The sequence below is a fragment of the Sphingomonas prati genome (genome assembly GCF_014643515.1).
GTDB lineage: Bacteria > Pseudomonadota > Alphaproteobacteria > Sphingomonadales > Sphingomonadaceae > Sphingomonas_R > Sphingomonas_R prati.
Map to the genome: position 1 here is coordinate 80134 of NZ_BMJP01000006.1, position 20490 is coordinate 100623.

A 20490-nucleotide genomic window follows, 5' to 3' on the forward strand; every position below is an offset into this window, starting at 1 on the left:
ACCCGGGCGCAGACAAAGCGCAGCCGATAATCCACACCCGTACTACCCACCCCCCAACCCCCTCCCTTGAGGAGGGGGAGCAGTTGGCCCTCTACATCCACTGGCCGTTCTGCGTCTCCAAATGCCCGTACTGCGACTTCAACAGCCACGTCCGCGACAGCGTCGACCAGGCCGCCTGGCGCACCGCGCTCCTCTCAGACCTAGCCCATGAAGCCGCGCTCACCCCCGGCCGCAAGCTGCAATCCATCTTCTTCGGCGGCGGCACTCCCTCGCTCATGCCCCCCGAAACCGTCGCCGCACTCCTGACCGCGGCCGAACGCCACTGGGGCTTCGCGCCGGATATCGAGATCACGCTGGAGGCCAACCCCTCCTCGGTCGAGGCCGCGCGCTTCGCGGACATCGCCGCGGCCGGCGTCAACCGCGTCTCGCTCGGCCTGCAAGCCCTCGACGACAGCGCGCTCCGCTTCCTCGAACGCGCCCACGACGTCCGCGAAGGGCTGGGCGCGCTCGCCGTCGCGCAAAGCGTGTTCGACCGCGTCACGTTCGACCTGATCTACGCCCGCCCCGACCAGTCGCCCGAGGCGTGGGACCGCGAACTGCAACAAGCCATCGCGCTCGGCACCGGCCACCTCTCGCTCTACCAGCTCACGATCGAGGACGGCACGCGCTTCGCCACCGACGCGCTCAAGGGCAGCCTGATCGAGCTCGACCCCGACCGCGCCGCCGACCTGTTCGAGGCCACCCGCGCCCGCACCGCTGCCGCCGGCCTCCCCGCCTACGAGGTCTCGAACCACGCAAAACCCGGCCAGCAGAGCCGCCATAACCTCGCCTACTGGCGCTACCAGGACTATCTCGGCATCGGCCCCGGCGCGCACGGCCGCCGGCTTGGTGCCGCCACCGTTCGCCACAAGAAACCCGAAAACTGGCTCAAACGCGTCGCCGCCACCGGCCACGGCATCCAGGTCGAAGACCCCCTCGCCCCCCGCGAACGCGCCACCGAAGCCCTCCTCATGGGCCTCCGCCTCGACGAAGGCGTCGACCTCGCGCATCTGTCGCGCCGCACCGGCATCGCAAACCTGATCGACCCTCGGGCCGAACGCCGCCTTACCGAACTAGGGATGCTGACCCGCGAGGGACAACGCATCCGCGTAACACCCGCCGGTATGCTCCTCCTGAACGCAGTCCTGGCCGACCTCGTCATCACCACCTGACCGCGAAAGTTCCCCGGCGAAGGCCGGGGCCTAGGTGAACCGGTTGCGTCCAGGCCCCGGCCCGCGCCGGGGAACTAAAGCTGCGGCAAACCCTACTCGAACCCCTTCGGCGCCACCGAAACCACCACCGGCGTCCCCGACGCGACCTGGTTCACCTCCAGCGTCCGCTGTGCGATGCCGTCGCGGTTGAAGCGAAACGCGCCGTCCACGCCGCCGAACCCGCCGCGGTCGATCAGCATCCGTTCCGGAAACGCCGTCCCCACGCGCCAGTTCGCCGCGATCCGCACGGTCAGCAGCACCGCGTCATACCCCAGGCTCGCCAACCGGTACGGCGCCCGCCCGTAGCGCGCCTGATACCGCCGCCCCAGCTGGCGGTACATCGCGTCCGGCACGCTCGCATACCAAGCGCCGTTCAGCGCCCCGCCGGTCCGGATCGCATTGTCCGTCGCCCACAATTCGGTGCCGAGGATCTTCGCTCCCGGCGACGCGGTCCGCTTCAGCAACGGCACCGCCTGCAACGCGATCCGCCCGCCGTCGGCGATCAGCACCGCGTCATATTGCTGGTCGCGTCCGAACCGCGCCACCGCCGCCTTCAACGACTCCGCCGACCGGTCGAACGTCTGCATCGCGACCACGCTCCCGCCCGACGCCTCCGCCGCACGGATCAGCATCGCCGACGCCGTCCGGCCATAAGCCCCGGTCGGCACCAGCCCGGCAAAGCGCGTCATCCCCTTCGACCGCGCATAGTCCACCACCCGCGCGATCGACTGCGCCGGGGAAAAGCCCATCAGATACGTGCCGTTGCCCGCCACCGTCGCATCGTTCGAAAACGCGATCACCGGCACCTTCGCTGCGCGCGCCATGGGCGACACCGCACGCACGTCGTCGCCCAGCAACGGCCCCAGGAACAACCGGTTGCCGTCGGCCAGCGCGCGATCCGCCGCCGCCGCCGCGCCCGTCGCGGTGTCGTATGTCGTGATCCGCACCTTGGCGGTCCCGGTATCGATCAGCGCCAGGTTCGCCGCATTGGCGATCGCATTGCCAACCGCCGCGTTCGGGCCGGTCATCGGCACCAGCAACGCGACACGGTTGCGCTCCGCATCGACGGGCAACGCACCCTGCGGCGCGGTCGGCGCGGTCTCGGCGCCGCGCGGCGGACGCGACGGCGCCGGCCGATCGTCCACGCCGCGCGGCACGATCGTCTGACACCCGGCCAGCAGCATCGCCGCCAGCAGCCCCGCACCGACGCGCCGGCGACCCATTGTCTGCCGCAAAGGTTGCGGGCGGTCCTGCGCCTCTGCCATGAACATCTTTATGAACCCCACCCCAGAACGACTTGATCCCGGCCTTTACATTGTCGCCACCCCGATAGGCAATCTGGGCGACCTGTCCCCCCGCGCCGCATCGATCCTGGCCCGTGCCGACGCCATCGCGGTGGAGGACAGCCGCGTCACCGCAAAGCTGCTCAACCACATCGGCACCAAGCGCCGCATGATCCCCTATCACGATCACAGCGCCGATCATGTCCGCACCGACCTCGTCGCGCGGCTCGCAACCGAATCGATCGCGCTGGTGTCGGACGCCGGAACGCCGCTGATCTCGGATCCGGGCTACAAGCTCGTCCGCGCCGCGCGCGCCGCCGGCCACGCGATCGTCACCATCCCCGGCCCCTGCGCCGCGATCGCCGCGCTGACGCTCGCCGGCCTGCCCACCGATCGCTTCCTGTTCGCCGGCTTCCTGCCCGTGAAGGAGAAAGCGAAAGCCGACACCATCCTCGAACTCGGCGCCGTCCGCGCCACCCTCGTCCTCTACGAAAGCGGCCCCCGCCTCCACGCGACGCTCACCGCACTCCACACCCACCTCGGCGATCGCGACGCCGCCGTCACCCGCGAGATCAGCAAGGCCTACGAAGAAGCGGTGACAGGCACGCTTAGCGTGCTGATCGATCGCTATGCCGAAGGCGGCCCGCGCGGCGAAATCGTTATCGTCGTCGCCCCACCCGGCGAGGCCCCACCCCCCGAACCCGACGCCGTCGACGCCCTCCTCCGCGACGCCCTCACCCGCCTCCCCATGGCCAAAGCCGCCGCCGAAGTCGCCAAGGCCACCGGCCTGGACAAGCGCGACCTGTACGCCCGTGCGCTCGCGATGCGGGACGAATGAGCGACGATATTCTCGCCGCTCGAACGCGGCCCGATGTCCGCTTGTGGCGGAAAGCGGACATTGACCCATGGCGCGGTGTGTCCGATGCTCTCATCATGAGACGTCTGATCCTTTGCCTCTTGGTCATCTGCACTGCCTGTAGCGTTGCCGAGCAGCCAAAGTGGGCGAAAACAGTCGCTGCATACGAAGTGCCGCTACCAACAGACACGGACAAGGCACGCTTCATTCAGCTTCTGCGCGAGGTAGGTAAGGCGCGAGGCTTTCATGTCGATGCGGCCACCCGAGACGAGTTGTTGATCCAGTCTGAGGTGTCCCCGATGACGTTCAACGCGTCGGTCTGGCGAGGAGATGACGAGGAGTCGATGGCTTCAGCTATGGACTTCCGAGATCGGATCGGACGCGTATGGATTGCATTTCCGCTTGGCCAAGACTCGGTACGTTCCGCTCGCTTCCGGGAAGAACTTGTTCCTAAGATCAAGGAACTTTGGCCAGCGACGGCGTCGCTTCCGATTATGCCCAGTGGAGCCATCCCGCTAACAAAAGACTTGGTGCGCACGCCTGCCGGATATTCGGTCAAGCCGTCCGCAGCGGCGAGATACAAGGACGCGGATCGGTAGCATCAGGCGAATGTCCGCAATTCGGCGAAAGCGGACCACAGCCACTTCGCGGGCTTGCCCTCCTCGTCACCATCCCGCACGCCTCGATCATGCAGCGCCCGCGCCCCGTAAGAAGCACAGACTCGCGCCGCGCAGCCGATGCGGCGGGGCGTCGCGCGGAGCGGCTGGCGGCGTGGTGGTTGCGGCTCAAGGGCTGGCGCATCCTCGACAAGCGCGTCCGCACCCCGCGGGGCGAGGTCGACATCGTCGCGCGCCGCGGATCGTTGGTCGCGTTCGTCGAGGTCAAAGGCCGGGCCACCGCGCTCGAACTCGACCACGCCATCGACGCCCACCGCCTCGCCCGCGTGGCCGCCGCCGCCGAAATCCTTATGCCCCGCTACGCCGGCCCGGGCGACGACATCCGAATCGACGTCATCCTGATCGCGCGCGGAACCCCCGTCCGCCATATCGAGAATGCGTGGATGGGCTGAGCCCACCGCCCCGTTCGGTTCGAGCCTGTCGAGAACCCTGCGCTTCCCCCGTTCGGTTCGAGCCTGTCGAGAACTCACGCAAGTTCTCGATAGGCTCGAACCAAACGGATCGGGCACGCCACAAACACCACGGGATGACAGCCGCCCCGCCCCCCTCTAGACAGCGCCAGCACCCATGCCGGAGACCGATCCCATGAGCCTGAAAGTCGCGGTCCAGATGGATCCGCTCGAAACGATCAAGATCGCGGGCGATTCGACCTTCGCGCTCATGATGGCCGCGCAATCCCGCGGCCACACGCTCTACGAATATGGCCCCGGCGACCTCAGCTACGACCGCGGCCAGGTCCGCGCGCTCGCCCGCCCGGTCACCGTCCGCGCCACGCAGGACGACCATTTCACCGCGGGCGAGCAGGAGGTCATCGACCTCGGCGACGATATCGACGTCGTGCTGATGCGCCAGGATCCGCCGTTCGACCTCGCCTACATCACCGCCACCCACCTGCTCGAACGGATCGCCCACCGCACGCTGGTGGTGAACGACCCGGCGTCGGTCCGCAACGCGCCGGAAAAGCTGTTCGTGCTCGACTATGCGCAGTTCATGCCGGCCACGCTCATCACGCGGAAGCTGGACGAGGTCCGCGCCTTCCACGCCGAACATGGCGAAATCGTCGTGAAGCCGCTCTACGGCAATGCCGGTTCCGCGGTGTTCCACGTCGGCCGCGCGGACAAGAATCTCGCCGCACTGATCGAACTGTTCGGTGAGGTCTGGCGCGAACCGTTCATGGTCCAGGCGTTCCTCCCCGACGTGTCGGAAGGCGACAAGCGCATCGTGCTGGTCGACGGCGTGCCCACCGGCGCGATCAACCGCCTGCCCAAATCGGGCGAGATCCGCTCCAACCTCGCCGCCGGCGGCGCCGCCCACGCGACCGAGCTGACGCCGAAGGAGCGCGAGATCTGCGACGTGCTCGGCCCCGAACTCGCCGCCCGCGGGCTGATCTTCGTTGGGATCGACGTCATCGCCGGCCACCTGACCGAAATCAACGTGACCAGCCCGACCGGTATCGTCGCGATCGACAAGTTCAACGGCACCGACACGCCCGGCCTGATCTGGGACGCCATCGAACGCCGAGTGTCCGCCCGTGGGTGACATCGTCCGCCACTGGATCGAGGTCGGCGGCTATGCCGGCGTCGCGTTCCTCATGTTCCTCGAAACCGTGTTCCCGCCGATCCCGTCGGAGGTGATCATGTCGCTCGCCGGGCTCCAGGCCGAACGCGGCACCATGACGCTCTGGGGCGCGATCCTCTCCGGCACGGCGGGCGCGATGGCCGGCAACCTCATCTGGTATTATGTCGCGCGCTGGCTCGGCATCGACCGGTTCCGGCCGCTGGTCGCGCGGTTCGGCCGCTTCCTGACGCTCGACTGGCAGGAGGTCGAGCGCGCCGACCATTTCTTCGATCGCTTCGACCGGCTGTTCGTCTGTCTTGGGCGCATGGTGCCGACGATCCGCTCGCTCGTCTCGATCCCGGCCGGGCTGTTCGGCATGCCGCTCGTGCCGTTCCTGATCTGGTCGACGATCGGCACCGCCGGCTGGACCAGCGCGCTCGCCATCGCCGGCTACGTGCTCGGCCAGAACTACACGCAGGTCGACAAATATCTCGGCCCCGCCGGCACCGCCGTCATCGCCATCCTCCTCCTCTGGTACGTCTTCCGCGTCATCACCTGGAAGCCAAAGAAGAGCTGAGCGGGTTTGACTTAAGCCCCTCTCCTTCAGGGGAGGGGTTTGGGGTTGGGGCAACAGCGCCTACCCTGCAACGTATCGACGACGATGAGGTCAGCCCCACCCCAGCCCCTCCCCTGAAGGAGAGGGGCTAAGCCAACTCAAGCCCGCGGATGCGCGTTCCGATAAACATCCAGCAGATGCGCCGCATCCACCGCGGTATAAACCTGCGTCGAAGACAAGCTCGCATGCCCCAGCAGCTCCTGCAGCGAGCGCAGGTCCGCCCCCCGCCCCAGCAGATGCGTCGCGAAACTGTGCCGCAAAGCATGCGGCGTCGTCCGCTCCGACAACCCCAGCCGCCCGCGCGCCCCGCGCACCGCACGCCGCACGATATCGGCAGACAACGCCCCGCCCTTCGCCCCGCGAAACAGCGGCTCGTCGCGCACCAGCGGCCACGGGCACGCCTCGACATAGGCCATCACCGCCTCGCGCACCGGCGCCAGCACCGGCACCAGCCGCGTCTTGGCGCGCTTGCCGGTCACCAGCATCGCATCGCCGATCGGCAGGGTCGCGGGCGTCAGCGCCATCGCCTCCCCCACGCGCAGCCCGCATCCGTACAGCAGCAGCAACACCGCGACATCGCGCAGCCCCACCCACTCGGCATCGGCCACGCTGACATCCTCGACCATCGCATCGATATCGCCCGGCGCCACCGGCCGCGGCACCCCCCGCTTCACCCGCGCCCCCTGCATCCGCGGCAGATCAACGCCCGCAAAACCCAGAAACCCGCGCACCGCCGACAACTCCCGCGCCGCCCCCGCATTGCCCAGCCCGTCGCTCCGCCGCTTGGCGAGAAACGCCCGCAAATCCCCCGACGTCAGCCTTCCTAGCGTGGACAGATCCACCGCCCCCCCAAGATGCTCGCCCAGAAACCCAATCAGCCGATGCGCCCCCGCAACATAAGCCCGCGCCGTATGCGCAGACATCCGCCGATCAACGACCAGATGCCGCTCCCAATCCGCCGCCAGAAGGCGAGCCGGATGATCGTCAAGAAAACTCCCTCCCCCCACCGGGGGGAGGGTCGGGGTGGGGGGCGTCACCGGACGCAACGCAGAAGGGGAAGCACAACACGCCCCCTCTCCCCTCCGGGGAGAGGGTTGGGGAGAGGGGCGTCACTGGACGCAACATCAAAAAATTTCATCCGGCCAACCTCCCTCCGACGCTTCGCCGGCGCACGATGGCACTCCGCCAGACCATGCACCAGCACGTTCGGTCCCGAACCATCGGTAGCTCCAGCGAAGTTCTCGACAGGCTCGAACCGAACGGAAGAAGGAAAAATTAGTCGTACCAAAAGCCCAGCCCAGCCAACCCTCACCGCATCGGCGTAGCCTGCGCAGAGGCAATCAACCAACGCCCACCTTCACGCCGCAGCGCATACCCGACGCGCATCGACCGATCCCGCATCGCTCCATCCGGCCCCGCCATTCGGTAGGTGACCTTGCTCAGCACGATCGCCGTGTCGCCACGCCGCCGCACGCTCAACTCGCTCGTCGTCATCGCCGGCACGGGCTGCCGCTTGTCCGGCGCATAGAAGCCCAGCATCTTCTCCCGCGGGTCGACCTCGCCAACCGGCGAAACCTCGACATAGTCCGCGGTGATCGTCGCTGCGATCGCAGCCGCGTCGAACCCCAGCCGCGCCTTCTCGAACGCGTCGACCACCATCAGCAAAGCGGTATCCGCCGGCGCAACCGCAGCCACCGGCGCGACTGGCGCGACCGCAGCAACCCCCGCCCCGCCGGTCACCAGCAACGCCGCCACAACCGCAGCCCGCAACTTCGTCCAGCTCGCCATCACACCACCCCCCGGCCCCGATGGCCGCAAGGTAAAGCTAACCGAACCGGACGAACCCACGCGACCCCGTTGGTCGCATCTTCGTCGCAAGCCGCAGGCGCGATCAGCCGATCGACTGCCCCGTCTTCGCCCAATCCTTCAGGAAACCTTCGATCCCCTTGTCGGTCAGCGGGTGGTTGACCAGCATCTTGATGATCGCGGGCGGCGCGGTCATCACGTCGGCGCCGATCTTGGCGGCTTCGAGCACATGGATCGGGTGCCGCACACTGGCGACCAGGATCTCCGTCCCGAAATCATAATTGTCGTAGATCTGCCGGATGTCGGCGATCAGCGCCATCCCGTCGAACCCGATATCGTCATGCCGCCCGACGAACGGCGACACGAACGTCGCCCCCGCCTTGCCCGCCAGCAGCGCCTGGTTGGCCGAGAAGCACAGCGTCACGTTCACCATCGTGCCGTCGTCGGTCAGCTTCTTGCAGGTCTTAAGGCCGTCAAGCGTCAGCGGCACCTTCACCGCGATATTGTCGGCGATCTTCCGCACGATCTCCGCCTCGCGCATCATGCCCTCATGGTCGAGCGCGACTACCTCGGCCGACACCGGCCCGGGCACGATCTTCGCTATCTCGGCCACCACTTCCAGGAAATCCCGCCCCGACTTGGCGATCAGCGACGGATTGGTCGTCACCCCGTCCAGCAACCCCGTCGCGGCCAGCTCCGTGATGTCGGCGATATCGGCGGTGTCAGCGAAAAATTTCATGGTGGCTCCGAGGGTTGTTTCGCCCACGGGTATAGGACCGACCGCGACGCGGGAGCAATAGAAGCGCTGCGTGCCGCGGGTGGAAGGGAAGTACTAGCCCTCCCCCCATCGGGGTCGTGCGCAACCCAAAGGCCAAAACAAAGCCTTCTCCCTTTTAAGGGAGGGGGTTGGGGGTGGGTGCCACCTCTTCTCCAGAGAACCAGCGAAGGCGCGCAGGTACCACCCACCCCCAGCCCCTCCCTTGAAAGGGAGGGGGGCAAAAGATCACCCCCGCCCGGCCCCCAACAAGGCAATCAACACCGGATCCCGCGTCGCCCGAGGATCAGCCCGAATCGCCGCCTCCTCCCGCCCGATCGCGCGGAAGATCCCGTCCGACGCCTGCCCCGCCACGGTCTGGCCAAGCTCCGCATAATCCACGCCGGTCTTCTCCGCGATCGCCGCACTCAGCGTGCGGATCACATCCGACCGCAACCCGCGCGACACCTCCGGCAGCATCACGTCGAGTACCGCCCCACCCGCATCCTGCTGCAGCAACGTCGTCGCCGCCGTCGGCCCACCACGCAGCACCGCCACCGCATCGCGCAACGACATCCGCCGCACATGATCCAGCACCACCGGCGTCGCCCGCCGCGCCGCATCCTGCGCCACCTGGTTCAGCACGATGCCCATCTGGTTCCGCACCAGGCTGCTGTTCAGCAACGACGCCAGCACGCCGCCATTCCCGGCCAGCGCCTGCGGCACCGCGATCCGCGCGACCTGACTGTCGTAGAACCCGTTCGGCTCCATCAGCCGGTCGAACGCCCGCTCGGTCGACAGCGTCAGCAAGCGCCGCACACCCTCCTCAACCGTGCTCGCCCCGGGCCCGGTCGCACACCCGACCACCGCCACCAGCGGCACCAGCGCGGCCATGCCCAGCAACGCGCGCCTGTTCATCGCTTCCATCACCCACTCCTTCAAAACTCGACGCACCCGTCCGCCATCCCTACTTGATGCAGCATGAACCCCCGTGCGCGCGTCCTGCTCCTCAATGCCGCGATCGGCCCGCTCGATTATCGGGTCGATCCGCATAACCCGGTCGAACCCGGCTCGATCGTGCTCGCGCCGCTCGGGCCGCGCCAGCTGACCGGCGTGGTGTGGGAGCCCGATCATATGCCGTCCGAGATGGAGGTCGGCGACAACCGCCTGCGCCCGCTCGCCGCCGTCTACGACCTGCCACCGCTCAAGGCCTCGCTCCGCCGGCTGATCGAGTGGACCGCGGCCTACTACATGGCCTCCCCCGCCGCCGTGCTGCGCATGACGCTCGCGTCCGCCAGCGCGCTCGACGGCAGCCCGGTGATCGTCGAATATCGCGCGACCGGCCATGTGCCGGACCGCATGACGCCACAACGCACGCAGGCGCTCGACCGGATCGGCACGCGACAGGGCCTCATCCGCGAACTTGCCGGACGTGCCGACGTCACCGACGCCGTCGTCCGCGGCCTCGTCAAGGCCGGCGCACTGGAGGCCGTCACCGTCCAGGCCGACGCCCCCTATCCCGTCCCCGACCCCGCCCACGGCCCGCCCACGCTGTCCGAAGACCAGCGCGCCGCCGCGACGGTGCTTTCGGACGCGGTCACCGCCCACACCGCGCAACCTTTCCTGCTCGACGGCGTCACCGGCTCCGGCAAGACGGAGGTCTATTTCGAGGCCGTCGCCCGCGCCATCGCGGAGGGCCGCCAGACGCTCGTCCTGCTCCCCGAAATCGCGCTGACCGAACCCTTCCTCAAACGGTTCGAGGCGCGGTTCGGCTGCCTCCCCGTCGCCTGGCATTCCGACCTGCGCCAGTCGCAACGCCGCCGCGCCTGGCGCGCGATCGCCAGCGGCGAGGCCAGCGTCGTGGTCGGCGCGCGCTCGGCCCTGTTCCTGCCCTACCCGAACCTCGGCCTGATCGTCGTGGACGAGGCGCACGAAACCAGCTTCAAGCAGGAAGAGGGCGTGATGTACCACGCCCGCGACGTCGCCGTGATGCGCGGCCGGTTCGAGGATTTTCCCGTCATCCTCGCGTCGGCCACCCCCGCGATCGAAACACGGCAACAGGTCGCGCTCGGCCATTACGCCGAACTCAAGCTCCCCGGCCGCTACGGCGCGGCGCAGATGCCGACGATCGCTGCGCTGGATCTCACCGCCGATCCGCCCGCCCGCGGCCGCTGGCTCGCCCCCGTGCTGGTGGCGGCGATGGAGGAGACGCTGGCGAAGAAGGAGCAGGTCCTGCTCTTCCTCAACCGCCGCGGCTACGCCCCGCTCACGCTCTGCCGCACCTGCGGCCACCGGTTCCAGTGTCCGAACTGCACCGCCTGGATGGTCGAACACCGGCTTTCCGCGCGGCTGGCGTGTCACCACTGCGGCCACACCATGCCGCCGCCCGCCGCCTGCCCCGAATGCAAGGCGGAGGACAGCCTCGTCGCTTGCGGCCCCGGCGTCGAACGCATCGCGGACGAGGTCGCCGTGCTGTTCCCCACCGCGCGGACCGCGGTCGTCACGTCGGACACCATCTGGTCCCCCGCCCGCGCCGCGGAATTCGTCAACCGGATGGAGTCCGGCGACATCGACATCGTCGTCGGCACGCAGCTGGTGACCAAGGGCTATCATTTCCCCAACCTCACGCTCGTCGGCGTGATCGACGCGGATCTGGGGCTGCAGGGCGGCGACCTGCGCGCCGCAGAACGCAGTTTCCAGCAGATCGCGCAGGTCTCCGGCCGCGCCGGCCGCGGGACCAAGCCCGGCCGCGTCTTCGTCCAGACCCACGAACCGCAGGCCCCCGTCATCCAGGCGCTCGTCTCGGGCGATGCCGACAGCTTCTACGCCGCCGAAACCGACAGCCGGCGCAGCGCAGGCGCACCCCCCTTCGGCCGCTTCGCCGGCATCGTCGTGTCGTCCGAAATCCAGTCCGCCGCGCTCGACACCGCCCGCCTGATCGGCCGCACCGCCCCGCGCGTCCCCGGCATGGAGGTCTACGGCCCCGCCCCCGCGCCGCTCTCCATGCTCCGCGGCCGCCACCGCCACCGCCTCCTCGTCCACGCCGCCCGCACCTTCGACATGCAGGACGCGATCCGCACGTGGCTCGGCGCGCTGGAATGGCCGAAGACGGTGCGGGTGAACGTGGATGTCGACCCGTACAGCTTCCTCTAGTCTAAAGCCCTCCCCCCACCGGGGGGAGGGTTGGGTGGGGGGCTTAGACTGGAAAAGCCCTCACCCCCAGCCAAGCCCCCCACCCCGACCCTCCCTCCCGATGGGTGGAGGGAGAAGAAGACAGAGAAGCAAGCAAAGCCCCCTCCCTTTCAAGAGTTTCACCGGCCAGCAGGTCGGGAGTGCCACTGGCACTCCCTAAAACATGCCGGGGGCATGTTTTACCTGCTGGACGGTGAAACTGGGGTTGGGGGTGGGTGCAACAGCTCCCCAAATCCAACGTCGCGACGACGAACAGGTACCACCCACCCCCAGCCCCTCCCTTGAAAGGGAGGGGGGCAAGAAGAAGCCCACCCAATAAGACAAAAAGTCCCCTCGCATCCCCGCACGCTCCCCCTACAACCCGGGAATGACCACCCTCATCCCAGTCCTCGGCGACCAGCTCTCCGGCACCCTCGCCTCGCTCCGCGACCAGGACCGCGCCACCAGCGTGATCCTGCTGGTCGAAGTCAGAGCCGAGACCCAGTACGTCAAACACCACAAGAAGAAGATCGCGCTCATCTTCTCCGCGATGCGCCACTTCGCCGCGGCGCTCGAAAAGTCCGGCTGGACCGTCGACTATGTCCGCCTGACCGACCCCGCCAACACGCACAACTTCACCAGCGAAGTCACCCGCGCCGCCGCCCGCCACGCCGCCACCGCGATCCGCACGGTCGAGGGCGCCGAATATCGCGTGCGCCAGATGCAGGACGACTGGTCGAAGGCCACCGGCCTCCCCGTCGACATCCTCCACGACGACCGTTTCATCTGCTCGATCCCCGAATTCATGACCTGGGCGCAGGGCCGCAAGGAACATCGGATGGAGTTCTTCTACCGCGACATGCGGCGCAAGACCGGCCTCCTGATGGACCCGAACGGCAAGCCGACCGGCGGCGACTGGAACTACGACAAGGAAAACCGCCAGACCCCGCCGCGCGGGCTCAACTACCCCGCCCCGCTCCGCTTCGAACCGGACGAGATCACGCAGGACGTCCTGACCCTCGTCGCCGCCGAGTTCGCCGACCATTTCGGCGACCTGGAACCCTTCGCGCTCCCCGTCACCCGCGCCCACGCGAAGCAGGCGCTGAAGCACTTCATCGACACCGCGCTTCCCGATTTCGGGCGCTACCAGGACGCGATGATCGCGGGGCAGGACTATCTCTACCACAGCGTGCTGTCGCTCTGCCTGAACACCGGCCTGCTCGAACCGCTGGAGGTGTGCGAGGCCGCCGCCGCCGCCTACGACGCCGGCCTCGCGCCGCTGCCGGCGACGGAGGGCTTCATCCGCCAGATCGCCGGCTGGCGCGAATATATGCGCGGCATGTACTGGTGGGACATGCCGGAATTCGCGACGCGCAATGCGCTCGACGCCCACCGCCCGCTCCCCGACTTCTACTGGACCGGCGACACCGACATGCGCTGCCTTGCGCAAAGCATCGACCAGACGAAGCGCGAAGCCTACGCCCACCATATCCAGCGCCTCATGGTGCTCGGCAACTTCGCGATGCTCGCCGGCGTCGAGCCGGGCGAGATCAGCGACTGGTTCCTCGTCGTCTATTTCGACGCCTATGAATGGGTCGAGATGCCCAACGTCATCGGCATGAGCCAGTTCGCCGACGGCGGCATGATCGCGTCGAAGCCGTACGCGGGCGGCGGCGCCTATATCGACCGCATGTCCGATTATTGCGGCCGCTGCCGCTACGACGTGAAGCAGAAGACCGGCCCCGACGCCTGCCCGTTCAACGCGCTCTACTGGGATTTCCTCGCCCGCCACGAAGACAAGCTCAAGACCAACATGCGCCTGCGCACCGTCTACGCCAGCTGGAACCGCATGACCGATGAACGCCGCGCCGAATACCGCACCAGCGCCGCCACCTTCCTCCACACCCTCGAACCCGCCAGACCCGGCTACGCCAGGGACTGAGCCGCCGAAGACAACGAAAAATACAGCTTTCGCGGATACTTCGATCCGTCATAGCATCCTGACAAAGATGTTCGGGGGGACGAGGACGATGACGAAACGATTCTGGCAAGCGGCGATCGCGGCGGCATTGGCAGGCGCGCTCGCCACGCCGGCCACAGCTGCCTGGTTCGAGGCGCGCAGCGACCATTTCGTCATCTACGCCCCGGGCAGCGCGGACACCGCACGCGACTACGCCACCCGCCTCGAACGGTTCGACAAGGGGTTGCGCGTCATGCGCGGCTTGCCCGAACGGCCGTCCGATCGCGCCAATCCGCTACTCGTCTATGTGCTGCCCGATGCCGCCTCGATCGAACGGCTTTGCAGTAGCGGCGGCAATCGCAAGGAAAGCACCTGCCGCAACGTCGCCGGTTTTTATCAGCCGCGCGCCGGCGGCTCGGTCGCCTTCACGCCGCGGCGCTCGGGCAATGGCGGGCCGTTCGAAATCTCCGCACAGACCGTGCTGTTCCACGAATACACCCACCATTTCATGTATGCCAACTACACCGCCGCCTATCCCGGCTGGTTCACGGAGGGGTTCGCCGAATTCAACGGCACCGCGCGCAGCGAACGCGACGGCGGGCTCGGCTTCGGCGTCCCGGCCATGCACCGCGGCTACGGGCTGATGAACGGCGGCAAACCGCTGACGCTGGAAGAATTGCTGACCGCCGACAACCGCAAGCTGAACCAGGACGAGCGCGAGGCGCTCTATGGCCGCGGCTGGTTGCTCACCCATTATCTCACGTTCGAACGCAAGCGCGACGGGCAGCTCAGCACCTATCTGCGCGAACTGAACCGCGGCAAGCCCAGCCTCGAGGCCGCCAAGATCGCGTTCGGCGATCTGAAGATCCTCGATCGCGATGTCGAACGCTATCTCGTATCGCGCAAGATGCCCTATCTGCCGATCCCCAAGGACAAACTGCCGATCGGCGAGATCAGCGTGCGGCCATTGTCCCCCGGCGAAACCGCGATGATCCCGGTGCGGATGCGGTCCGAACGCGGCGTCAACGGCACTACCGCACCCGCGGTCGTGGCGCAGGCCCGCACACTCGCCGCACCCTACGCCGCCGATCCCGTTGTCCAGGCCTGGCTTGCCGAGGCGGAATATGACGCGCGGCAGGACGACCGGGCGGAGGCAGCTGCCGATCGCGCGCTCGCGGTCGATCCGAAATCGCGGGAGGCATTGCTCTACAAGGGCCGCGTCCACATGCGCCGCGCGGTCCAGGCCAAGGCGACCGACCAGGCCGTCTGGCGCGAGGCACGCAGCTGGTTCGTCAAGGCAAACCGCCTCGAACCCGACGACGCCGAACCGTTGATGCTGTTTTACGACAGCTTCCGCCCATCGGGCCAGCGCCCAACCGCCAACGCGATCGTCGGCTTGAACCAGGCCTTTGCGTTGGCCCCCCAGGACGCCGGCCTTCGCTTCCGCGTCGCGCGCGAATATGTCCGCGATGGCAAGCGCAAGGAGGCGAAACTCGTCCTGGCCCCGCTCGCCTATGATCCGCACCGCGGCGCCGACAGCCCCGCCGCCAAACTCATCGCCAGCATCGACTCCGCGGATGAAGCCGCCATCCGCACCGCCAGCGACGCGGCCGAAGCCGAAGACGACAACGATTCGGAATAAGACCGGCCCGCACGCGTCCCCCGCCCTCCGCGGCATGACGCGTGCGGCAGCGTCTGCCCCTGCAACCGAACCCCGCCCGCCACCAACCTTGCATCCGCGGGGGTCCGATGCTAACCGCCCCCCACCATGCAGAGGGACGCGATCGCGCCCCCTTTTTCGCATGGGCGAACAGCATCACGGGGCGGGAACGGGCGTGGAGACTTCCGGCGGTATTCAGGCAAGTCTTGGCGGGCGTTACGCCATGGCGCTGTTCGAACTCGCGCGCGACGAGCGGCAGATCGATGTCGTGTCGGCCTCGCTGTCCACGCTGAACCAGGCTGTTGCCGGCTCCGACGACTTCCGTCGGCTCGTCACCAGCCCGCTCGTCAACCGCACCGATGCCGCCCATGCCGTCGCCGCCGTGGCGCCGGAACTCGGCCTCGATCCGCTGACGACGAAGTTCCTCGGCGTGCTGGCGTCCAACCGTCGCCTGCGCGATCTGCCTGCCATCATGCGGGCCTACCGCATGCTCGCGGCCGACTATCGCGGCGAAACCACGGCGGAGGTCGTCTCGGCGCACCCGCTCGACGCGGACCAGCTCGAAGCGCTCAAGACCAAGCTGAAGGCGCAGACCGGCAAGGACGTCACCATCGAGGCGACGGTCGACAAATCCATTCTCGGCGGCCTCATCGTCAAACTCGGCTCGCGCCAGGTCGATGGGTCGATCCGCACCAAATTGAACATGCTCGCGCAGGCGATGAAAGGCTGAACATGGATATCCGCGCCGCAGAAATCTCGAAGGTCATCCGCGACCAGATCGCCAGCTTCGGCACCGAAGCTCAGGTGTCCGAAGTCGGCACCGTCCTGTCGGTGGGTGACGGCATCGCCCGCATCCACGGCCTCGACAATGTCCAGGCCGGCGAGATGATCGAATTCTCGAACGGCGTGCAGGGTATGGCGCTGAACCTCGAAGCCGACAATGTCGGCGCCGTGATCTTCGGCTCCGACGCCGAAATCGGCGAGGGCGACATCGTCCGCCGCACCGGCACCATCGTCGACGTCCCCGTCGGCAAGGGCCTGCTCGGCCGCGTGGTCGATGGCCTCGGCAACCCGATCGACGGTAAGGGCCCGATCGTCGCCGAAAAGCGCATGCGCGTCGAGGTGAAGGCCCCCGGCATCATCCCGCGCAAGTCGGTGCACGAACCCGTCCAGACCGGCCTCAAGGCGCTTGACGCGCTCGTCCCCGTCGGCCGCGGCCAGCGCGAACTGATCATCGGCGATCGCCAGACCGGCAAGACCGCCGTCGCGATCGACACGTTCATCAACCAGAAGCAGGGCCATCAGGGCGACGACGAGAGCAAGAAGCTCTATTGCATCTACGTCGCCGTGGGCCAGAAGCGCTCCACCGTGGCGCAGATCGTCCGCGCGCTGGAGGAGAATGGCGCGATGGAATATTCCATCGTCGTCGCCGCCACCGCTTCCGAGCCGGCCCCGCTGCAGTTCCTCGCACCCTATACCGGCTGCGCGATGGGCGAATATTTCCGCGATAACGGCATGCACGCCGTCATCGTTTATGACGATCTGTCGAAGCAGGCCGTCGCCTACCGCCAGATGTCGCTGCTGCTGCGCCGTCCGCCGGGCCGCGAAGCCTATCCGGGCGACGTGTTCTACCTGCACAGCCGCCTGCTCGAGCGTGCGGCCAAGATGAACGACGACAACGGCAACGGTTCGCTGACGGCGCTGCCGATCATCGAGACGCAGGCCGGCGACGTGTCCGCCTATATCCCGACCAACGTGATCTCGATCACCGACGGCCAGATCTTCCTGGAAACCGAGCTGTTCTACCAGGGCGTCCGCCCGGCGATCAACGTCGGTCTTTCGGTCAGCCGCGTCGGTTCCGCCGCGCAGACCAAGGCGATGAAGAAGGTCGCCGGCTCGATCAAGCTGGAGCTGGCGCAGTACCGCGAAATGGCCGCCTTCGCGCAGTTCGGCTCCGATCTCGACGCCTCGACGCAGCGCCTGCTGAACCGCGGCGCGCGCCTGACGGAACTGCTCAAGCAGGGCCAGTATCAGCCGCTGCCGTTCGAGGAACAGGTCGTGTCGATCTTCGCCGGCGTGAACGGTTTCCTCGATACCGTCCCCGTCGCCGACGTGACGCGTTACGAGGCTGCGCTGCTGACCCATATCCGGTCGCACGACACCGCGATCCTGACGACGATCCGCGACAGCAAGGACCTCTCGAAAGAGACGACCGAAGCGCTCAAGGAAGCCATCGGCCACTTCGCCAAGACGTTCGCGTAAACACGATATAGCCCTCCCCCCGCCGGGGGAGGCTATGGTGGGGGGCGTCACTGGACGCACCCTCTTCGACAGGGAAGACACAGCCTAGGATGGCCAGCCTCAAGAGCCTCAAGGTCCGCATCACCTCGGTGAAGTCGACTCAGAAGATCACCAAGGCCATGAAGATGGTGGCCGCCGCAAAGCTGCGCCGGGCGCAGATGGCGGCCGAGGCCGGCCGTCCCTACGCCGAACGGCTGACCGCCGTGATGGCGAGCCTGGCCGGCAAGGTCCAGGTCGGCCCGAACAGCCCCAAGCTGCTCGCCGGCACCGGATCCGACCAGCGCCACCTGATCGTCGTCGCCACGTCCGAGCGTGGCCTCGCGGGTGCGTTCAACAGCAACATCGTCCGCGCCGCGCGCAAGAAGGCCGACGCGCTGATCGCCGATGGCAAGGACGTGAAGTTCTACCTGATCGGCAAGAAGGGCCGCGCGGTCCTAAACCGGCTGTTCCCCGGCCGCATCGTCCATCAGGTCGATCAGACGCACATCAAGAACGTCGCCTTTACCGACGCGCTCGAGGTCGCCCGCGACCTGATCGCCCGGTTCGAAGCTGGCGAATATGACGTCGCCGAACTGTTCTACGCGCGCTTCCAGTCCGCACTGGTCCAGGTGCCGACCGAACAGCAGATCATCCCCGTCTCGATCCCCAAGGTCGAAGGCACGGTCGAGCCGGTCGCCGCCGCGACCGAGTACGAGCCCGACGAGGAGACGATCCTGGCCGAACTGCTGCCGCGCAACGTCGCGATCCAGCTGTTCCGCGCGATGCTGGAAAATGCCGCATCCGAACAGGGCAGCCGCATGAACGCGATGGACAACGCCACCCGCAACGCGGGCGACATGATCAACCGCCTCACCATCCAGTACAACCGCAGCCGCCAGGCCGCGATCACCACCGAACTCATCGAAATCATCGCGGGCGCGGAAGCGCTCTAAACACTATACATCTGCCGTATCGCACCTCCGCCCCGGCGGGGGACCGCCGCGACGGTAGACTTTTGGAAGGCAAGGGACGAACCCGATGGCAACCGCACCAGCACTCACCACGCCCACACTGGCGACCAACAATGTCGGCCGCGTGTCGCAGATCATCGGCGCCGTCGTCGACGTGACGTTCGAGGACAAGCTCCCCGCGATCCTCTCCGCGCTGGAGACGACGAACCAGGGCAACCGCCTCGTGCTCGAAGTCGCCCAGCATCTCGGCGAGAACACCGTCCGCACGATCGCGATGGACTCGACCGAGGGCCTGACCCGCGGCCAGCCCGTGACCGACACCGGCACGCAGATCCTCGTCCCCGTCGGCCCCGCCACGCTCGGCCGCATCCTGAACGTCGTCGGCGATCCGATCGACGAGCGCGGTCCGGTCAATGCCGCAACCCGCATGCCGATCCACGCCAAGGCCCCGGAATTCATTGATCAGTCGACCGAGTCCGCGATCCTCGTCACCGGCATCAAGGTCATCGATCTGCTTGCGCCCTATGCAAAGGGCGGCAAGATCGGCCTGTTCGGCGGCGCCGGCGTCGGCAAGACCGTGCTGATCCAGGAGCTGATCAACAACATCGCAAAGGGCCATGGCGGCACCTCGGTGTTCGCCGGCGTGGGTGAGCGCACCCGCGAGGGCAACGATCTCTACCACGAATTCCTCGACGCGGGCGTCATCGCCAAGGATGCCGACGGCAATCCGCAGTCGGAAGGCTCCAAGGTCGCGCTCGTGTTCGGCCAGATGAACGAGCCGCCGGGCGCCCGTGCCCGCGTCGCGCTGTCGGGTCTGACGAACGCGGAATATTTCCGCGACGTCGAGGGCCAGGACGTGCTGTTCTTCGTCGACAACATCTTCCGCTTCACGCAGGCCGGGTCCGAAGTGTCCGCACTGCTCGGCCGCATCCCGTCGGCCGTGGGCTACCAGCCGACGCTGTCGACCGACATGGGCCAGCTGCAGGAGCGCATCACCTCGACCAACAAGGGGTCGATCACCTCGGTGCAGGCGATCTACGTCCCCGCCGACGATCTCACCGATCCCGCGCCCGCCACGTCGTTCGCGCATCTCGATGCGACGACCAACCTCAACCGGGCGATCTCGGAACTCGGCATCTACCCCGCGGTCGATCCGCTCGACTCGACGTCGCGCATGCTGTCGCCCCGCATCGTCGGTCAGGAGCATTACGACACGGCCCGCGCCGTCCAGTCGCTGCTCCAGCGCTACAAGTCGCTCCAGGACATCATCGCCATCCTCGGCATGGACGAGCTGTCCGAAGAGGATAAGCTGACCGTCCAGCGCGCCCGCAAGATCCAGCGCTTCCTCTCCCAGCCGTTCCACGTCGCCGAGGTCTTCACCGGCATCAGCGGCAAGTTCGTCCAGGTCGAAGACACGGTCCGCAGCTTCAAGGCGATCGTCGCCGGCGAATATGACCACCTGCCGGAAGCGGCCTTCTACATGGTCGGCGGCATCGAAGAAGCCGTCGCCAAGGCCGAAAAGATGGCCCAGGAAGCCTGATCAAGGCTTAGCAAGAAAGCCCCCTCCCGTTCAGGGGAGGGGGTTTGGGGGCGGGGGCGACAGCTCCGCAAGAACACCAACGGTGGCTGGGCCGTGCGATCCCGCCCCG

General features: G+C 67.5%; 18 protein-coding genes. 13 read left to right on the forward strand and 5 right to left on the reverse strand.

Annotation, left to right across the window (positions count from 1 at the left end):
* Positions 1-83: 83 nt before the first annotated feature.
* Positions 84-1211, forward strand: coding sequence for a radical SAM family heme chaperone HemW (gene hemW, locus IEX50_RS15800; protein ID WP_221237659.1), 1128 nt, complete (start codon positions 84-86; stop codon positions 1209-1211).
* A gap of 92 nt (positions 1212-1303) precedes the next feature.
* Here the strand turns inward: hemW and IEX50_RS15805 are convergent, their stop codons facing one another.
* Positions 1304-2515 carry a penicillin-binding protein activator gene (locus IEX50_RS15805; RefSeq protein WP_157177721.1) on the reverse strand — a complete coding sequence of 404 codons (1212 nt, stop codon included), beginning with the start codon at positions 2513-2515 and terminating at the stop codon, positions 1304-1306.
* A 10-nt stretch (positions 2516-2525) separates the two neighbouring features.
* On the opposite strand from IEX50_RS15805, the gene rsmI reads away from it, so the two are divergent.
* The 5 genes from rsmI (at position 2526) to IEX50_RS15830 (ending at position 6200) form a co-directional block, all read left to right on the forward strand.
* Positions 2526-3371, forward strand: coding sequence for a 16S rRNA (cytidine(1402)-2'-O)-methyltransferase (rsmI, locus tag IEX50_RS15810; RefSeq protein WP_157177720.1), 846 nt, complete (start codon positions 2526-2528; stop codon positions 3369-3371).
* The gene (locus tag IEX50_RS15815; protein WP_157177719.1) at positions 3368-3988 is read left to right on the forward strand and encodes a hypothetical protein; all 621 of its coding nucleotides are present in this window, start codon (positions 3368-3370) and stop codon (positions 3986-3988) included. Before rsmI ends, IEX50_RS15815 begins: the two co-directional genes overlap by 4 nt.
* Before the next feature lie 89 nt (positions 3989-4077).
* Positions 4078-4458 carry a YraN family protein gene (locus IEX50_RS15820; RefSeq protein ID WP_157177718.1) on the forward strand — a complete coding sequence of 127 codons (381 nt, stop codon included), beginning with the start codon at positions 4078-4080 and terminating at the stop codon, positions 4456-4458.
* A gap of 193 nt (positions 4459-4651) precedes the next feature.
* A complete protein-coding gene (gene gshB / locus IEX50_RS15825; protein WP_157177717.1) occupies positions 4652-5605 on the forward strand; it encodes a glutathione synthase in 954 nt (317 codons plus the stop codon).
* A complete protein-coding gene (locus IEX50_RS15830) occupies positions 5598-6200 on the forward strand; it encodes a DedA family protein (protein ID WP_198350720.1) in 603 nt (200 codons plus the stop codon). Before gshB ends, IEX50_RS15830 begins: the two co-directional genes overlap by 8 nt.
* Positions 6201-6337: 137 nt before the next feature.
* Here the strand turns inward: IEX50_RS15830 and IEX50_RS15835 are convergent, their stop codons facing one another.
* The 4 genes from IEX50_RS15835 to IEX50_RS15850 form a co-directional block, all read right to left on the reverse strand.
* Positions 6338-7204 carry a tyrosine-type recombinase/integrase gene (locus IEX50_RS15835; protein WP_260161361.1) on the reverse strand — a complete coding sequence of 289 codons (867 nt, stop codon included), beginning with the start codon at positions 7202-7204 and terminating at the stop codon, positions 6338-6340.
* Between the two features lie 343 nt (positions 7205-7547).
* A complete protein-coding gene (locus tag IEX50_RS15840; protein ID WP_157177715.1) occupies positions 7548-8027 on the reverse strand; it encodes a nuclear transport factor 2 family protein in 480 nt (159 codons plus the stop codon).
* 103 nt (positions 8028-8130) lie between these two features.
* Complete coding sequence (fsa, locus tag IEX50_RS15845) at positions 8131-8784, reverse strand: fructose-6-phosphate aldolase (protein ID WP_157177714.1); 654 nt, start codon at positions 8782-8784, stop codon at positions 8131-8133.
* A gap of 264 nt (positions 8785-9048) precedes the next feature.
* A complete protein-coding gene (locus tag IEX50_RS15850) occupies positions 9049-9726 on the reverse strand; it encodes a DUF4197 domain-containing protein (protein ID WP_157177713.1) in 678 nt (225 codons plus the stop codon).
* Between the two features lie 54 nt (positions 9727-9780).
* Here IEX50_RS15850 and IEX50_RS15855 point away from each other — a divergent pair, with 54 nt between their 5' ends.
* From IEX50_RS15855 to atpD, 7 genes are all read left to right on the forward strand, one after another.
* Positions 9781-11952, forward strand: a complete 2172-nt coding sequence (locus tag IEX50_RS15855) for a primosomal protein N' (protein ID WP_157177712.1) — start codon at positions 9781-9783, stop codon at positions 11950-11952.
* Between the two features lie 406 nt (positions 11953-12358).
* Complete coding sequence (locus tag IEX50_RS15860) at positions 12359-13912, forward strand: cryptochrome/photolyase family protein (RefSeq protein WP_157177711.1); 1554 nt, start codon at positions 12359-12361, stop codon at positions 13910-13912.
* Positions 13913-14000: 88 nt separating this feature from the next.
* Positions 14001-15572: a hypothetical protein gene (locus IEX50_RS15865; protein WP_157177710.1), complete on the forward strand. Its 1572-nt coding sequence runs from the start codon at positions 14001-14003 to the stop codon at positions 15570-15572.
* 193 nt (positions 15573-15765) lie between these two features.
* Positions 15766-16320, forward strand: coding sequence for a F0F1 ATP synthase subunit delta (locus tag IEX50_RS15870; RefSeq protein WP_157177709.1), 555 nt, complete (start codon positions 15766-15768; stop codon positions 16318-16320).
* A gap of 2 nt (positions 16321-16322) precedes the next feature.
* The gene (gene atpA / locus IEX50_RS15875; RefSeq protein WP_076068614.1) at positions 16323-17852 is read left to right on the forward strand and encodes a F0F1 ATP synthase subunit alpha; all 1530 of its coding nucleotides are present in this window, start codon (positions 16323-16325) and stop codon (positions 17850-17852) included.
* Between the two features lie 89 nt (positions 17853-17941).
* A complete protein-coding gene (locus tag IEX50_RS15880) occupies positions 17942-18823 on the forward strand; it encodes a F0F1 ATP synthase subunit gamma (protein WP_157177708.1) in 882 nt (293 codons plus the stop codon).
* Between the two features lie 85 nt (positions 18824-18908).
* Positions 18909-20381 carry a F0F1 ATP synthase subunit beta gene (atpD, locus tag IEX50_RS15885; RefSeq protein ID WP_076068616.1) on the forward strand — a complete coding sequence of 491 codons (1473 nt, stop codon included), beginning with the start codon at positions 18909-18911 and terminating at the stop codon, positions 20379-20381.
* The last annotated feature ends 109 nt before the right edge of the window (positions 20382-20490 follow it).

Bases quoted from the DNA above. Each gene is read 5' to 3' on its own strand.
- atpA (WP_076068614.1), top strand. From the start codon at position 16,323: ATGGATATCCGCGCCGCAGAAATCTCGAAGGTCATCCGCGACCAGATC.
- IEX50_RS15820 (WP_157177718.1), top strand. From the start codon at position 4,078: ATGCAGCGCCCGCGCCCCGTAAGAAGCACAGACTCGCGCCGCGCAGCC.
- IEX50_RS15880 (WP_157177708.1), top strand. From the start codon at position 17,942: ATGGCCAGCCTCAAGAGCCTCAAGGTCCGCATCACCTCGGTGAAGTCG.
- IEX50_RS15840 (WP_157177715.1), bottom strand. From the start codon at position 8,027: ATGGCGAGCTGGACGAAGTTGCGGGCTGCGGTTGTGGCGGCGTTGCTG.
- IEX50_RS15805 (WP_157177721.1), bottom strand. From the start codon at position 2,515: ATGGCAGAGGCGCAGGACCGCCCGCAACCTTTGCGGCAGACAATGGGT.
- atpD (WP_076068616.1), top strand. From the start codon at position 18,909: ATGGCAACCGCACCAGCACTCACCACGCCCACACTGGCGACCAACAAT.
- IEX50_RS15860 (WP_157177711.1), top strand. From the start codon at position 12,359: ATGACCACCCTCATCCCAGTCCTCGGCGACCAGCTCTCCGGCACCCTC.
- IEX50_RS15865 (WP_157177710.1), top strand. From the start codon at position 14,001: ATGACGAAACGATTCTGGCAAGCGGCGATCGCGGCGGCATTGGCAGGC.
- fsa (WP_157177714.1), bottom strand. From the start codon at position 8,784: ATGAAATTTTTCGCTGACACCGCCGATATCGCCGACATCACGGAGCTG.
- IEX50_RS15855 (WP_157177712.1), top strand. From the start codon at position 9,781: ATGAACCCCCGTGCGCGCGTCCTGCTCCTCAATGCCGCGATCGGCCCG.
- rsmI (WP_157177720.1), top strand. From the start codon at position 2,526: ATGAACCCCACCCCAGAACGACTTGATCCCGGCCTTTACATTGTCGCC.
- gshB (WP_157177717.1), top strand. From the start codon at position 4,652: ATGAGCCTGAAAGTCGCGGTCCAGATGGATCCGCTCGAAACGATCAAG.
- IEX50_RS15815 (WP_157177719.1), top strand. From the start codon at position 3,368: ATGAGCGACGATATTCTCGCCGCTCGAACGCGGCCCGATGTCCGCTTG.
- IEX50_RS15850 (WP_157177713.1), bottom strand. From the start codon at position 9,726: ATGGAAGCGATGAACAGGCGCGCGTTGCTGGGCATGGCCGCGCTGGTG.